17 protein-coding genes and 1 pseudogene are annotated in these 14108 nt (G+C 37.6%); 5 read left to right on the top strand and 13 right to left on the bottom strand.

Features of this window, described 5'->3' with window-relative positions; all coding sequences use genetic code 11:
- Positions 1-601, bottom strand: a 601-nt coding sequence (locus tag HE1_RS01935) for a hypothetical protein (RefSeq protein WP_035544132.1), incomplete at its 3' end; no start/stop codon positions are given.
- 219 nt (positions 602-820) lie between these two features.
- Between HE1_RS01935 and HE1_RS01940 the strand changes: the two genes are divergently transcribed.
- Complete coding sequence (locus HE1_RS01940; RefSeq protein ID WP_006290703.1) at positions 821-1027, top strand: helix-turn-helix domain-containing protein; 207 nt, start codon at positions 821-823, stop codon at positions 1025-1027.
- A 557-nt stretch (positions 1028-1584) separates the two neighbouring features.
- Here HE1_RS01940 and HE1_RS01945 read toward each other — a convergent pair.
- Positions 1585-1938, bottom strand: coding sequence for a hypothetical protein (locus tag HE1_RS01945; RefSeq protein ID WP_035544135.1), 354 nt, complete (start codon positions 1936-1938; stop codon positions 1585-1587).
- A gap of 321 nt (positions 1939-2259) precedes the next feature.
- Between HE1_RS01945 and HE1_RS08745 the strand changes: the two genes are divergently transcribed.
- Positions 2260-2418, top strand: coding sequence for a hypothetical protein (locus HE1_RS08745; protein WP_162531187.1), 159 nt, complete (start codon positions 2260-2262; stop codon positions 2416-2418).
- A 129-nt stretch (positions 2419-2547) separates the two neighbouring features.
- Here the strand turns inward: HE1_RS08745 and HE1_RS01950 are convergent, their stop codons facing one another.
- The 7 genes and pseudogenes from HE1_RS01950 to HE1_RS10570 form a co-directional block, all read right to left on the bottom strand.
- Entirely contained in the window at positions 2548-4665 is a 2118-nt protein-coding gene (locus HE1_RS01950) for a DNA translocase FtsK (RefSeq protein ID WP_052567215.1), read from the bottom strand.
- 60 nt (positions 4666-4725) lie between these two features.
- Entirely contained in the window at positions 4726-5022 is a 297-nt protein-coding gene (gene rpmB, locus HE1_RS09925) for a 50S ribosomal protein L28 (RefSeq protein WP_006289651.1), read from the bottom strand.
- Positions 5023-5233: 211 nt separating this feature from the next.
- Entirely contained in the window at positions 5234-5947 is a 714-nt protein-coding gene (locus HE1_RS01960) for an amino acid kinase family protein (protein WP_006289652.1), read from the bottom strand.
- Complete coding sequence (gene tsf / locus HE1_RS01965; protein WP_006289653.1) at positions 5947-6810, bottom strand: translation elongation factor Ts; 864 nt, start codon at positions 6808-6810, stop codon at positions 5947-5949. The genes HE1_RS01960 and tsf overlap by 1 nt, the downstream gene beginning before the upstream one ends.
- Positions 6811-6834: 24 nt before the next feature.
- A complete protein-coding gene (gene rpsB / locus HE1_RS01970) occupies positions 6835-7707 on the bottom strand; it encodes a 30S ribosomal protein S2 (protein WP_006289654.1) in 873 nt (290 codons plus the stop codon).
- 551 nt (positions 7708-8258) lie between these two features.
- Complete coding sequence (locus HE1_RS01975) at positions 8259-8513, bottom strand: hypothetical protein (protein ID WP_006289655.1); 255 nt, start codon at positions 8511-8513, stop codon at positions 8259-8261.
- A 16-nt stretch (positions 8514-8529) separates the two neighbouring features.
- A pseudogene (locus HE1_RS10570) lies at positions 8530-8670 on the bottom strand (IS5/IS1182 family transposase); the annotation flags it as partial.
- A 968-nt stretch (positions 8671-9638) separates the two neighbouring features.
- Here HE1_RS10570 and HE1_RS01985 point away from each other — a divergent pair.
- Both HE1_RS01985 and HE1_RS08055 read left to right on the top strand, forming a co-directional pair.
- Complete coding sequence (locus tag HE1_RS01985; RefSeq protein ID WP_024161477.1) at positions 9639-9839, top strand: hypothetical protein; 201 nt, start codon at positions 9639-9641, stop codon at positions 9837-9839.
- Between the two features lie 60 nt (positions 9840-9899).
- Positions 9900-10082: a hypothetical protein gene (locus HE1_RS08055; protein ID WP_024161478.1), complete on the top strand. Its 183-nt coding sequence runs from the start codon at positions 9900-9902 to the stop codon at positions 10080-10082.
- A 165-nt stretch (positions 10083-10247) separates the two neighbouring features.
- On the opposite strand, the gene trmD is transcribed toward HE1_RS08055, so the two are convergent.
- The 4 genes from trmD to dut form a co-directional block, all read right to left on the bottom strand.
- On the bottom strand, positions 10248-10907 hold the full coding sequence (gene trmD, locus HE1_RS01990; protein ID WP_006290119.1) for a tRNA (guanosine(37)-N1)-methyltransferase TrmD: 660 nt from the start codon (positions 10905-10907) through the stop codon (positions 10248-10250).
- 108 nt (positions 10908-11015) lie between these two features.
- Positions 11016-11582, bottom strand: a complete 567-nt coding sequence (gene efp / locus HE1_RS01995) for an elongation factor P (RefSeq protein WP_006290120.1) — start codon at positions 11580-11582, stop codon at positions 11016-11018.
- Positions 11583-11724: 142 nt separating this feature from the next.
- Entirely contained in the window at positions 11725-13029 is a 1305-nt protein-coding gene (gene tilS, locus HE1_RS06385) for a tRNA lysidine(34) synthetase TilS (protein WP_006290121.1), read from the bottom strand.
- Positions 13007-13447 (bottom strand): dUTP diphosphatase, encoded by a 441-nt coding sequence (dut, locus tag HE1_RS02005; RefSeq protein ID WP_006290122.1) that lies wholly within the window; start codon positions 13445-13447, stop codon positions 13007-13009. The genes tilS and dut overlap by 23 nt, the downstream gene beginning before the upstream one ends.
- A gap of 318 nt (positions 13448-13765) precedes the next feature.
- Here dut and HE1_RS02010 point away from each other — a divergent pair, with 318 nt between their 5' ends.
- On the top strand, positions 13766-14014 hold the full coding sequence (locus HE1_RS02010; RefSeq protein ID WP_052567216.1) for a hypothetical protein: 249 nt from the start codon (positions 13766-13768) through the stop codon (positions 14012-14014).
- Positions 14015-14108 lie beyond the last annotated feature (94 nt).

Here is a 14108-nt window from a genome sequence, read left to right on the forward strand (position 1 = left end):
CGTCCACGAACTCTTCTTTGAAAAGCACAGAAAGATTACACTCTTCTTCATTTTTTATTTGCTCAATTTTTAATCGTTCAAATCTTACATTTTGCTTTTCTAGTGTTTTTTCCCCCTTAGGCAGAGAAACCAAAATGGGCCCTTCGCAAGATCTGCACAATTCATCATCCTCTTGTTCGAATTTATTATTTTGTTTTTCTATTTTTTCTGATTCTTCAAATAAAAAAGTAGGAAAAACTATTTCAGAAAAGAAAACCTGAGTGTTTGCTCTTAAAGTATCCCTGCATTCAAATCGAGCCTTTTGCTCTTCTAATTTTTCTGATAAAAAAGGCGAGAAAAAATTTTCAGAAAAACAAATTTCACTTTCTTTTTTTGAATCATCTGAAATGCTAGGCTCAGAAAGGGGTAACAAAATTTCTTCGGAAGACTGAAGAGCTCTGTGATCAGATTGAACGTCAGAACAATCTAAAGGTAGCAATAGAGAATTTTCGTTTTCAAAACTAAAGCTAGACAAACTATCGTTTTTTCCGAACAAAAAATCTTTTGAAAAAAAGCAACAAAATCCGAAAAAAACATATTTAGAAAAAAGAATAAGCTTCAAACCATACCTCTTAAAATAAAATTAATTTTTGCTTAATAAAGATAAGCGAACATACAGTAAAAGTCAATAAAAACTTTAACATTTTAAATTCTCTGATTCCATTAATAACTACTAAAAAATAATACTACAAAAATAAGAAGCTTTTAACTAAAGATCTTTTTTTTAGAAATTGGTAAAGGAAGTCTTTTAAAAGTCTCTAAAAATGATTGTGTAAAATTTGTGAATGTTAAGATCGCTTTAAAAGCGGTTTTGTTGGGGGGAAGCGGCACAAATGTAAAAACTGTGAAAAAAATTTCAAGAGGTGTGCCCGAGAAAGACAAGCTACAAGCCCTCGTTTTATACGTAAGCGGTCTTTCAATGAAGCGAATTGCTCAGCTTTTTGGTGTCAGCGCCACCGCTGTTTTGAAGTGGGCGGGCACCTTATAATCAAGGATATGCGCCAAAATTGAGCTATACCCAGAAGACAACGGTATTGTCATGGAAGTCGATGAATTTTAGCATTATTTAAAAAAAGAAGCAAAAATTTGGATTTTTAAAGCTTGGATTTTTAAAGTCTAGGATCATGCTGGAAAACGGATTATCGATTGGGAATTTGGTGATCGCTTGAGTCAAACATTCAAGCGACTTTTTGAACGATTAAAAAAATAGAAAATTTTATTTTATTGCGCAGATCAGCGCAGATCATTAGGCAGGTTTTAACAAAATTATAGTAATTTAGTTTAAATTAGATATTTTGAAGAACCACGGAATAGCATCAAACAGAGCGTTGAAATTTAGTTATATTGTCCACCTCTTCATATTAGTCCGGAATTTCTCTATTGGATTCAAATCAGGAGAGTAAGGAGATACAAAAATTATACTGCACTTTACAAATCCTATTCATTCTCTACTTCTCTTGGATATGAAAAGAAGCATTGTCCATATAACACCTTGGCCAGGCTTTAGTTCCTTGATCAGAAAAAATTCTACCCAAGCTTGGAATACTATGTGTCGCAAGATCCGTTAAACTCCATTAGCACTATCGGCGTGTTATTAACCAAACCGGCAATAGTATTTGTTCTTTGATTCCACTTTTTTACCAACCAACTTTTCACTTTTTCTGCCCCAGTTTTTGTCTTTGCACATAGCCTATCAATGCCGTTTTTATCAATATATACAAGATTTGGAACGCTATATCTTTGATCGATTCTTGATACTGACTTCGCCTTTCTTGGCTTGCTTCTAAGTGCGAAAAGTCTTTTTTTTAAGCTATAGCCTAATCTTTTTAACCAGTAACTGATTGTGCCCCCAAATTTTTGAGCAGCTTTTTTCAAGATCATATCTTGGTTTTCTTTCATGAACTTTTCAAGCTTCTCTAACTCAATCTTTTTTTCTGAGCCACCACACCTCTTAGGAAAATAACCGCCTTCTTTTCTGTATTTTCTATACCAATTTTCTATCCCACCTTCCTATCGCTGATACTCTTATTTTAATGGTTGCGATGCTTCAATATGCCCACTCACCTCATCTAAATATTTATTATCTTTTGTCTTAAATCGTTGCTGTAGCTCTTTGTCATTTTCCTTTACGTTTTAAGAAAAAAAATTACACCTAATTCAACCTAAATTACTATATTCCAATCAACCGCCTCTTTCAGGGAAAATATTAAACGTTTTTAATTGAACAAAATAACGGTCAACACCGCAATTGGTTTGCAAGATTTCGCCCCCCCCCTTTCAAACACACGATCTCTTGAAATGCTAGAGGCAACACTGCGTATTTTTTCGGCACTTCACGTTAATAAAACTTTGAAAATTAATCATGCTATCTTTTGTTAAAAGTCTCAAGCAAAAAACCATAGCGTTTCCTAAATATCATTAAAAAAAATTGAACGGTTAAATTATTAATATGAATAACCAGCTAATTGGAATTGGTTAATACTTCTAGATAATTTTTAATCTTTTTCTTCACCCTATAAGGATTTCTCTTTTTCCAGAATGATTAGGAGCAGAAATAATTCCATCTTTTTCCATCTGCTCTATTATACGGGCGGCGCGATTATATCCGATTTGTAATTGACGTTGGATATAACTCGTAGAAACCTTTCTATCTTGACGCACAATAGCAACAGCTTTTTGATACAATGCATCGTGTTGAGAAGGTAAATCACATGTTATCGTATCATCCTCTTGAATTTCCATATTAATGTATTCCGGCACGCCTCTTGTTTTTAAAAAATTTACAATTTTCTCAATTTCCTCATCGCTTACGAAAGGACCATGTATGCGCATAACACGTCCTGCAGAAGCCATGTACAACATATCTCCTTGACCTAAAAGACTTTCTGCTCCTTGCTCTCCTAAAATAGTGCGGCTATCAATTTTTGAACTGACCTGAAAACTAAGTCGAGTTGGAAAATTAGCTTTAATTGTACCGGTAATCACGTCCACCGATGGGCGCTGTGTTGCCATAATTAAGTGGATCCCTGCGGCACGCGCCATTTGTGCCAATCTTTGAATCAAGACTTCTAGCTCTTTTCCCGCCACCAACATCAAATCCGCCATTTCATCAACGATAATAACGATATACGGAAGGAATTCTGTATCAAAAACTTGTTGCTGAAAACAGGGACGATTTTCAGCATCAAACCCCAATTGAACCTCTCTCATCAGAGGTTGATTCTCTTTTCTTGCTTCTTGAACCTTTTGATTATACCCTGTAATATTTCTTACCCCTAATTGAGACATTTTTCTATACCGAAGCTCCATTTCCTGGACCGCCCATTTTAGTGCCTCTAGTGCTTTTTTATGATCCGTAATAACTGGAGCAATCAAATGTGGAATCTCATCATAAACTGTAAGATCAATAATCTTTGGATCAATGAGCAACAATTTACATTGTTTTGGAGAAAGTCTATACAATAAAGATAGAATCATACTGCTGATCCCTACAGATTTTCCTGAACCCGTTGTGCCTGCCACTAGCAAATGCGGCATCCTGGCCAAATCTACAATAACAGGTTGCCCTGCTATGTCTTGCCCCAGTGCCAGCCCTAGCTGTCCTTGAAAATCTGTATACAAAGGACTGTTTAACAAATCATGAAGATAAACCATATGACGGTGCACGTTAGATAACTCAATCCCCATTAAATTTTTTCCAGGAATTAACGCTACCCGAGCAGAAAGTACACTCATAGAGCGCGCAATATCATCAGATAAGCTAATAATACGAGAAGATTTAACACCCGGCGCAGGCTCTAAATCGTACAACGTAACCACCGGGCCCGGCCTTGCGTTAACTATTTTTCCCTTTATTCCAAATTCTTCTAAAACTACTTGTAATCGATCTATAGCGCTTTGAGTAATTTCTGTTTTAATCCCCCCTTTTCCTGGATTTCGCGTCAAAAGCTCTAAGGGGGGCAACGCAGTATCTGGATTGTTAAGGTAGACATTATTCTTACCTATTTCTTCTTTCGTATTCGAAGAGCGAAAAATTTTAGATTTTTTCTGAACCAATGGCACACAGTCTACCTCAGCTTTTTGAACAGAAGATTCTGCTTTTTCAAAATTTTGATCTTGAGTATTGCCCCTAAAAAAAGAGAACTTTTTTATATATTTCTTAAGAAAAGAAAATTTTATGAATAACGCTGCAGCACATACAACCGCATAGCCTAAAATTCCCGCTCCAACCCAAAAAGAAACTTTTCCCTCTTTTATCCACGCACCAATACCGCAAGGATATATCCTAAAGGATGCACTAATTTCTTTCCCTAGTAACGCCAAAAAGAAAGAAATAAAAATACTAAATAAAAACCCCCACCTTACCCAAAACCAGAAAGAAGTACTTAGCGCAATACTAACAAAAATTCCAAACCCTGAAAGAACCCAAATCCAGGCTCCCAAACCAAAAAACTGAAAAAACAAGTCAGCAACACAGGCACCCCAAATCCCCATTAAATTGTCTGGAACACCTCGAACACAAACATTCCAACTGGGATCATGAGGTGAATAAGATAAAAAACTTACTAACAAAAAAAAATCAAAAGCAAGAATTAACAAAGCAATCCCGTCTTTTAGTGCGCGCATAAAAGTGGAAAAAAAACTTGAAATTTTCCAAAACGCCATAAAACGATACTATGTACTCGATTATAAATCTGAAGAAACTTTTAATTTTTTCATAAGAGCGCGCTTTAATGGATGAAGCTCTTCATGAAGGCGACGTCTAGTCTTTTTCTGAAGATAAGCATCCAACCCTCCATATTTATCTAAAGTGCGCAACCCGCGGGCAGAAACCATAAACATTACTGTCTTCCCTAATATCTTACTTTTTAAACGAATTTTTCTTGCATTAGGTAAGAAAAAATGATTTGTCTTATTATTGGCATGACTTACTAAGTTTCCTCTAAGCGCTTTTTTACCTGTAATAACACAACACCTTGACATAATAACAACTCAAAAAACCTTGGTAGTTAAGGATAAACTAGATTTTTCTTATATGCAAGACCCCGAGATCAGAAAAGGCTATTTTATTTTAGTGAATCCATTAATCCAGAAAAACACCTTCTATTTTTTTGTTTGCGCAAAGCAAACACATATCTTAACCTGAATTTTTTATTAATAAAAAACACTTTTTTGTAACTGTTCACAAAAAAAGTCAGCCACAGGAAATCAAAGTATGACGCAACGTACCATCAATTAATCCCAAAAGCGACTGAGGAGACAAAATAGAAAATACACAAATCTTCTTTTGAAATTCTTGCGCCAGCGTAAAAGCAGTAAAATCCATAACCTTCCATCTGTTTTGTATAGCTTGAGTATAAGTAATACAAGACAAAAAGCGTGCATCTTTATGGTACTTGGGGTCTGCATCATACACCCCTTCTACCGAACTTCCCTTCAAAATCACTGAACAATCTATTTCACAGGCTCGTAACACACTAGTGGTATCTGTCGTAACATGACCTATTCCACTTCCCCCAACACAAATAACGACTTTTTCGTTACTTAATGCAAAACGCGCAACACGGGGGTCGTACGCTTCACCTATACCACTGCATACACCGCAAGATAAAAGACAACTGGGCACCCCAAGATGTTCTAACATTTCGTGCAGCGCAAGCCCATTCATCCCAGTTGCCAGCATACCAATACGATCTGCAGTGCTGCGATGACACCAGGATGCATTTCCGCCTCGAAAAAAATTTCCTCCTCCCACCACGATTGTCCATCGATATTGAGATAATTTTTTAATCTGCAAACAGATTGATTTTAAAGTCTCGGGAACAATCCCCCCACTCTCTCCTGTAGAAGTTCTTCCTAAAACCTCCCCTGAAAGCTTTAATAAGAGGCGTTCTCCCGGTTGAAACATCAAGCATCAGCCCCCAAAACAAATCTCAGAAAGCTGGAAATACGAATAGATTTTCCGTGCTCTTTTTCTAGCTCTTGAATCTGAACTTTCACAGAACGAGAAAGATCTTTTACGAATTTTTGTTCTTCCAAAACCGTTTCCTCCAAAAAGCTCTTAACACGTCCACTAATCATTTTCTCAATGATCGGCGCAGGCTTATTGCTGTCTTTTAATTGATCTCGATAAATGGATTCCTCTCTTGCAATATCCTCTTTTGGAACGTCATCAACAGATTTATACAGTGGAGATGATGCAACAACATGCATCGCTATACCTTCTCCCAAAGGTTTCAAAATCTCCTCGGGCAGTTCAGAATCTAACGCAACCAAAGCCCCAATAGGCCCCATATTTGGACACGATTCCCAGTGCACATAAGAACACACAACCCCTGGATTAGTTTCTAAGACGCCCAACCTTGAACATCGAATATGCTCTCCCAATACGCCACTTTGCTCAAGAATCCGCTCTTGCACATTCAACGCTTCATGTGCTAAAAACGCTTCAAGAGAAGCAACTTGGTGATCTGCAACGTCTTTTAACAAAGCCGTAACAAACTCTTGAAACCTTTCATTTCGAGCAACAAAATCCGTTTCACAATTCAATTCCAAAAGAGCACCAAAACCACCTTTTGCATAAGAAGTAATCAACCCTTTGGCAGTTTTGCGATCTTGCTTCTTTACAGCCTTAGCAATACCTTCTTTTCTTAGCCATAACTTTGCTTCCTCGATATCACCTTTGCAGGCTTCTAACGCCTTGTGACAATCAGAAACTCCAGCGCCTGTTTCTGCGCGTAACTGTTTTACTGTATTTATATTAGTGCTCATGCCATGCTCCTAACGAAAAGTTGTTTATTTTTTTTGAGATAGGGAATTTTGTGAAGGGGGAGGAACCTGTTCTTCGACCTTAGGAACCAAAACTTCAGACTCCACTTGCTTAAACCGCTCAGTTAGCTGTGTCAACAATTGCTCATCAAATCCAGGCTTTCCAACCCGCGCGGATTTCAAAGACTTTCCAGATTTTTCCATTTCAGACTGTAATCCCGCCAGTACAGCATCACAAACCCTTGAGCAATACAATTCTACCGCACCAGAAGAATCATCATTTCCAGGAACAATATAGTCAATCCCTTCAGGATCTGCGTTAGTGTCTACAATAGCTACGATGGGAATGTTAAGCTTTTGAGCTTCTTTCACTGCGATACGCTCTTCTACAACGTCTACAACAAAAATAACATCGGGCAGAGCACCCATTTCTTTTATGCCACCAAGCTTTCTTTCCAGACCATCTCGTAACCGCGTTAACTGAAGTTGCTCTTTTTTTACATAATTAACAATTTCTGGCGACGCCAATTTTTCTTCTAACTCTTTCAAGCGCCTAATAGAAGCAGAAACAGTTTTCCAATTGGTAAGCATTCCCCCTGTCCAGCGATGATCAACATAATATTGGCCGCATTTTTGTGCGTAAGTTTTTATCAACTCTCTGGCATGAGGCTTTGTCCCCACAAATAGAATTCTTCCCCCCTGTTCTGCAATAGTGTAAATCGCCATAAGGGCTCGCTCAAAAAGTGCACGAGTCTTTACAAGATCAATAATATGAACACCATCATGTTTTTTATAAATGTAAGGCGCCATCTTAGGATTTCCGCGACAAGCTTTATGCCCTAAATACACAGATCGCTGAATTAAATCTTGAGGACATAATGCCTCAGGTTTATACGTCATTTCTACTTCCTCTTCCAGTTACACCCAAAACAAAGCTTCGTACGAAACCGCACACTGGAAATACGTGCTTTGCTGTAGAGATTACCACCACATTACATACTTATTGTATCAAAAACTTATAATTTTTCAACACATTGCCCCAAAATAAAATACGTTCTAGTGCCTATTTCTTAATACAACAAAAAATGCTTTAAAAAAAATCGAAGATTGTAACAAAAGATAGCATGATTAAAATACAAATTGTTACCTCCAGTATTTCAAGTTATCGTGTGTTTGCAAGGAATTTTCGACGAAATTTTACAAACCAATGACGGTGTGGAGCGTTATTTTATTCAAGAGAAAATGTTTTATCTTTTCCCCGAAAGAGGCGTTTACTTGGAATAATTTTATTAAAACTTTCCAATAACTCTCTGCAATAAAATAAAATTTTTCATTTTTTTAATCGTTCAAAAAGTCGTTTGAATGTTTGACCCGAGTGATCACCAAATTCCCAATCGATGAGCCCAGCACGATCATAGACTTTAGAAATCCAAGCTTTAGAAATCCAAGCTTTAAAAATCCAATTTTTTTGCTTCTTTTTTTAAATAACGCCAAAATTCATCGACTTCCTTAAAAATACCTTTGCCTTTTGGGAAGGGGGTAACTTTGGCGCGCAGCCTTGATCCTAAGGTGCCCGCCCCCTTCAAAACAGAGGTGGCGCTGACACTAAAATGCTGAGCAATTCGGTTCATTGAAAGGCCGCTTGCGTATAAAACGAAGGCTTTGAGCTTGTATTTCTCGGGCACACCTCGTGAAATTTTTCCCACATTTTTAGAACCTATATTAATGATTTGCTAGCCTTCTTAATAGGATCATGGAATGGGCTGTAATTATGTTTTCAGCAGTCGCTAGGGCAATTTCATAATCTTTAGATACCCTTTGCAAATGATTTAGCCATGCAAATGTTCTTTCGACAATCCAACGCTTTGAAAGTATGGTCTATCCTTGAGATATACGCTTTGAGATTGCTATAGTTTTATTCAATAGAGTTCTCACAAATTCCTCCATGGGTTTTCTATATCCAGTATCTGCACACACTCCTTTTAAATGTAGGATATTTACGCTTTCTCAAAAACTCTGCACCCACCACCTGTGTCATTGGCCTTATGAACCGTGGTGATATGGAGCAGATTGCCTTGCCTATCAACACCACTATGCCGTTTACGTCCTTTTATCTTTTTTCCCCCATCTATACCTATTTTTTCTGAGGCACCTGTGGGGTTAACACTTCGTGAATGATGCTATAGCTGGGATTCTCACTCTTTTCATACTTAATTCGGTTTGTCTTAACAAGTTCATGCATCACTTATCACTTTTTTCTATACCTCCTTAATCCTAAATTGTCTATAAAACGAATGTATCGTCGAATATGGTAAAAAATCTTTTGGTAGCATGAGCCATTGATAACCGCTCTTAATTATATAAAATACTGCATTACCCCCCTCTTTTTTTGTATTTGCTTTTATTGCCGCTATCAAAATGATGCTTTGTCACATCCCTCTCTCTTTTAAATCGCTTGGATAATTCATCTTCTACTCCTTCAAGCCTTTTATATCACACTTTTTTATTCATGAATACAGGTTCTTATATTTGTACCGCTGAACCCATCGAGCAAAACCGCTTTTAAAGCAATCAGAACATTCACAAAATTTACACACAATTCTTTTTAGAGAGTTTTTAAATACCTCTTTTACCAATTCTAACAAAAAAGATCTTTAGTTAAAATATTCAAAAATCAAAATGAATTATAAAAAAATAAAAAAACTGGTTAAATATACAATAACCAATTCAAATACTCAAGAAAATAAATAAAAATTATTTTTTTTATAGGTTTTGTACTTTTTTAACAAAACAGTGATAGAATTTTTTTGAAGTATGAAAAAGGAAAAAAAATGAACAAAACACTATTTTTACTTTCTACGTTGGTAATCGGTGGAAGCGCCTTTGCTGAGGGAGAAGGATGTTGCGCAAAAGAAGGATGTTGTACAAAAATTATTTATCCTACCGCTTGTTGTGCACCAACCCAAATTCAGTATGAACAGCACAGCATTCCCTTGACGACATGTTCATCATGTTCTTCTTGCTGCAATTAATGAAAAAATAAAAATTTTAAAATAGAAAAATTTATTAAAAATTAAAAAAGGAGAAAAATCATGAAAAAATATCTATTGGCATTAGCAATATTTACTTCTAGTATAGGTGTTGCAGAAAACAAGCAGTGCTGCGGATCTCAAATTATTACTTCTGTCAGCCCCTGCGGTGTGTGCAGTAAGAAAGAAATAAGCGTATGCGTCCCAGAATGCACTTCGTGCTGTTCAAGCTGTTGCGACAATTAATTTGAACCTACAATTTAATGTAGAAGCTAAATTATAAAAATTAAATAACGTAAAAGCGCGGTTCTATCTTTCCAGAATCTTGAACGATATTTTCTAGCACGCCTGTAGTACACAAAGCAAGCATTTAAAGAAAGAACGCGCAAACTTACCGTGTGTATTCAAAAGTCAGTCAACTGAAGAGTTTTCCGGAAGAGAGTTTTCCTCCTTCCATGCCTTAATCTTTTGATGATGCCCAGAGCGTAACACCTCTGGAACTTTTCTTCCCATCCAAAGCTCAGGATAAGTATACTGAGGGTGCTCTAGAGCATTGTTTTGAAAACTTTCATACACCAAAGATTCTGAATTTCCTAAAACACCTGGTAAACACCGCACACATCCGTCGATAAACATCATGGCAGGAAGTTCGCCTCCTGAAACAACAAAATTTCCAATGCATTTTTGCTGAAAATTCCAAAATTCCAGAACCCTTTCATCAACTCCTTCGTATCTACCGCAAAGTATAATAAGATAAGGGCACGACACATACCCTTCTATATCCGTTTGACGCATCGTCGCCCCTCTTGGAGAAAGGTACACCAATTGTGGCGTGTGTACATCAAGACTGTGCGCATAAAGAACCGCTTCATGAACAACATCAGCCCTTAGCAACATGCCAGCCCCACCACCATAGCAAGAACGATCAACACTTTTATGCTTTCCTACGCCAAATTCTCTAAGCTCAATAAGATCTAAACGCCAAAGATTTTCTTTCAAGGCACGCCCCAAAATTGAAACCTTCAATGAAGAAAACATTTCAGGAAATAACGTAATAACGGAAATATGCATTAATTCTTAAATCCTGTGTAAAACTTTTGCCCGCACTGCCAGTTTAAAATATTTTAAGAGATTTTCAAAATTTCCCCCTAAAAAAAAGTATCGCCCTGCCCCCTAAACTTATCGTTTTGCACGCTCTACATAGCTGCAATCTTCTGTATTAACAATGATCTGCATCCCCTTTTCTATGTGTTGAGGAACCATCGTATTTAATCCATTACTCAACGTTGCAGGCTTATAAGAAGAGGTAGCAGTTTGCCCCTTTAAAGACGGTTCGCATTCTAAAACCTCTAAGGTGACTTGAGAAGGGAATTTGACCAAAATAACCCTTCCTTCATACAAAACTCCGTTCAATATCATTCCATCTTCTAGAAATGCAGGATTGGCGTTAAATTCTTTTTCGGTAACAGAAAATTGCTCATACGTTTCTTGATGGCTTAATACATAAGCGTTACGCTCTTTATACAAGAACTGCATAGAAATCTCTTCAAGATGAGCGCGTTCCACATTTTCATTAGACCGAAACCGCTCTGAGCGTTTGTTTCCCTCTTCTAAGGATTTCATTTCCGCTTGAATATAAGCCCCCCCCTTACCCGGCTGAGTATGCTGAGTACGCGTGACAAGCCACAGCTTATTCTGAAGTACAATAATATTTCCGTTTCTCAGTTCGTTTGCCTCAATTTTCATTCTTCCTCTCCTTGCTATAATCAAAATTTTTTCTCTTATTACTGTACAACCCTTAAACGCTTGTGATCAATCCCCTTTCTTTTTTCTACTGTACTTGTCTAAATATTTTTTATTCAATCCTTATTTTAAAATCCGTATTTTTTTAAAAAATGAATGCGCTGTATTCTAAAGGCAATGCAAAAATAGGACAAGGCACACCAGAATGACACAATATTCCTCCAGAAATGTTTGGCATAGAGGCACACGCCAATCGCTGTACGTATTTTGGTAATACAGGAACCTTTGGCAATAACGCAGTGTACAAATTTTTTCCATAAGCTATTGCAGAAACTGGACCTTTTGTTGGGTGAAAAAACAAAAAACGCTGATCCCAAATCCAAGGCCCCTTTGACAGGTGTTTAGGGGGCTCTTCAGGAATAACCCTTCCCCATTCTCTAAAACAATACAAAACTTCTGGAGTATTGATTCCAACACACCCCCCCAACGTAAAAACAATCGAAGAAGAGTTTTGACCGTCCATGTTCAAAACTCGTCTCCACGCATGACACAGAGATTCCTGCCTTAAAGGAGAAGCCCTGGGAACAATGCCACATATCCACTGAGACAACACTCGAGCCCCCTGTAAAACAGGAAGCTGAAAGCAAGAAGAAGATTTAAAAATCCCATACCCCCCCGCAACAGAAACAAAGTTTACTTTTTCAGCCCATTTTAAACTTTCATAATTTCTTTTCACCGCAAGCGCCAAAATTGTCTTCCAAAACATCTGACGCTCTTCATAAGAAAAACTTTTAATAACACAACGTGCTTTCCAACGCTGAAATTCAGGAGACCGATTAGACGGATCTTCAATCCAAGGGTGCCGTATGTGCTTTAGTATACGATACATGCACTGTTTCGGCCAAGCCAATAAGGGGCGCACAACATGAACATCCCATTGGATACGGTGACTTGATATCCCAGCGCACCCTCTCCAATCACTTAAAGCTTGACGACGCATCCACACTGTTTCCAATACATCATCTTGATGATGTGCTAACATTAATAATGAAATTTGATGCGCATGGCACGCCAAAAAAAGCTCTTTGTAGCGCGCTTTTCTCCAACGCGCTTGCCCATTGCCAATATTTTTCTGGCAACACAAAACGTATGAAGGCACCCCCCAAGATCGCAGCCAAGAAGAAACCCGCAAAGCCTCCACAGAAGATTCGCTTCGCACGCCATGATCTACTATAAAGGCTACCAGAAGAAGATCAGGACAATGTAAAGATTTCCACCGCATAAGTAAATACGTCAGCGCAAGACTATCTACTCCGCCAGAAACCCCAACGGCAATACTTTTTGGAATATTTTTACGAAAATAGCTCGAAAGCAAATCAAAAAAACACTCTTCAAGCAACTCAGCAGAAGCTGAACATAAATACTGGTCAGTGCAATCCGGTAGAACCAAATCCCCCTTCTCCGCGTTGTGTAGGAGACAAACTCTCTACCCATTCAAAACGCGCCTGAACAACGGGCGCCATCACTGCTTGTGCAATACGCATTCCCTTTTCGATCGTGAAAGGAACTGATCCAAAATGAACCAAAATAACCTGTATTTCCCCACGAAAATCCCCGTCAATCGTTCCAGGAGCATTCAACACCACAATTCCATGACGTGCAGCCAACCCGGAACGAGAACGAATTTGTATCTCCCACCCTTCGGGAGGCGCCAAAGCAATCCCTGTGGGAACAGTAATGATTTGCCCTGGATGAAACTCACACTGGATCCTAGAGCGCACATCAAAAGCAGAACTTCCTGAAGTTGCATACCCAATATCTGAGAGTTCTGGGTCTAAACGCTGAACATAAAGTGTAGGAGATACCATAAAACTAATTACACAAAATCCTGAAAAAATTATAATTTCTTTTTAAAATTAATGCAAGAAAAATAACAACTTATCAAAAATCAATAATATTTTTTCATGCTATAGCCAGGACCATAAAAAACAGTCACTCCTTATACCGATTCCCATTTCTATAGTAACTTAGGTTGAATTGGATGTTTTAAAGAACCACGAAATAGCGTCGAATAGAGCGTTGAAAATTGATGTTTGATCCCATAGAATTATGGAGTATATTATGAAGACAATAATGAAGACAATAATTCATGGAGGAAAAGTTTATGAGACAAGTATTACACGCAAATGCCAGACCGACTGAGGTACTCCGTAGAGAGATCCAATAGGGAAGAGAGCATAGAAAAAGCGGCTATACTATTTAATGTTAATCCAAAAACAATTATCAAATGGAAGAATCGAGAAGATACAAAAGATCTCCCTATCGGTCTTAAAAAGATCAAATCTACTGTGCTTTCAGAGTCTGAAGAAGAAGCAAGTGTTGCATTCAAGAGGATGAAGTATTATATAGCTTACAAGAAACTATTCCACATTTAAGCCAATCAAGTCTTCATCGTTGCTTAAGGCGTCATGGCTGCTCTGTATTGCCTAAAAAATAAATATCTACTTTTGCTGATAAAAAGAAATTCAA

This window comes from Holospora elegans E1 (genome assembly GCF_000648275.1).
Taxonomy (GTDB): Bacteria; Pseudomonadota; Alphaproteobacteria; order Holosporales; family Holosporaceae; genus Holospora; species Holospora undulata_A.

What these genes read in the sequence shown, in the direction of transcription:
- HE1_RS01960 (WP_006289652.1), bottom strand. Translation starts at nt 5,947, where the DNA reads ATGTTTCAACCGGGAGAACGCCTCTTATTAAAGCTTTCAGGGGAGGTT.
- rpmB (WP_006289651.1), bottom strand. Translation starts at nt 5,022, where the DNA reads ATGTCAAGGTGTTGTGTTATTACAGGTAAAAAAGCGCTTAGAGGAAAC.
- HE1_RS01945 (WP_035544135.1), bottom strand. Translation starts at nt 1,938, where the DNA reads ATGAAAGAAAACCAAGATATGATCTTGAAAAAAGCTGCTCAAAAATTT.
- HE1_RS01985 (WP_024161477.1), top strand. Translation starts at nt 9,639, where the DNA reads ATGAACAAAACACTATTTTTACTTTCTACGTTGGTAATCGGTGGAAGC.
- HE1_RS08055 (WP_024161478.1), top strand. Translation starts at nt 9,900, where the DNA reads ATGAAAAAATATCTATTGGCATTAGCAATATTTACTTCTAGTATAGGT.
- dut (WP_006290122.1), bottom strand. Translation starts at nt 13,447, where the DNA reads ATGGTATCTCCTACACTTTATGTTCAGCGTTTAGACCCAGAACTCTCA.
- HE1_RS02010 (WP_052567216.1), top strand. Translation starts at nt 13,766, where the DNA reads ATGCCAGACCGACTGAGGTACTCCGTAGAGAGATCCAATAGGGAAGAG.
- HE1_RS01950 (WP_052567215.1), bottom strand. Translation starts at nt 4,665, where the DNA reads ATGCGCGCACTAAAAGACGGGATTGCTTTGTTAATTCTTGCTTTTGAT.
- tsf (WP_006289653.1), bottom strand. Translation starts at nt 6,810, where the DNA reads ATGAGCACTAATATAAATACAGTAAAACAGTTACGCGCAGAAACAGGC.
- rpsB (WP_006289654.1), bottom strand. Translation starts at nt 7,707, where the DNA reads ATGACGTATAAACCTGAGGCATTATGTCCTCAAGATTTAATTCAGCGA.
- efp (WP_006290120.1), bottom strand. Translation starts at nt 11,582, where the DNA reads ATGAAAATTGAGGCAAACGAACTGAGAAACGGAAATATTATTGTACTT.
- trmD (WP_006290119.1), bottom strand. Translation starts at nt 10,907, where the DNA reads ATGCATATTTCCGTTATTACGTTATTTCCTGAAATGTTTTCTTCATTG.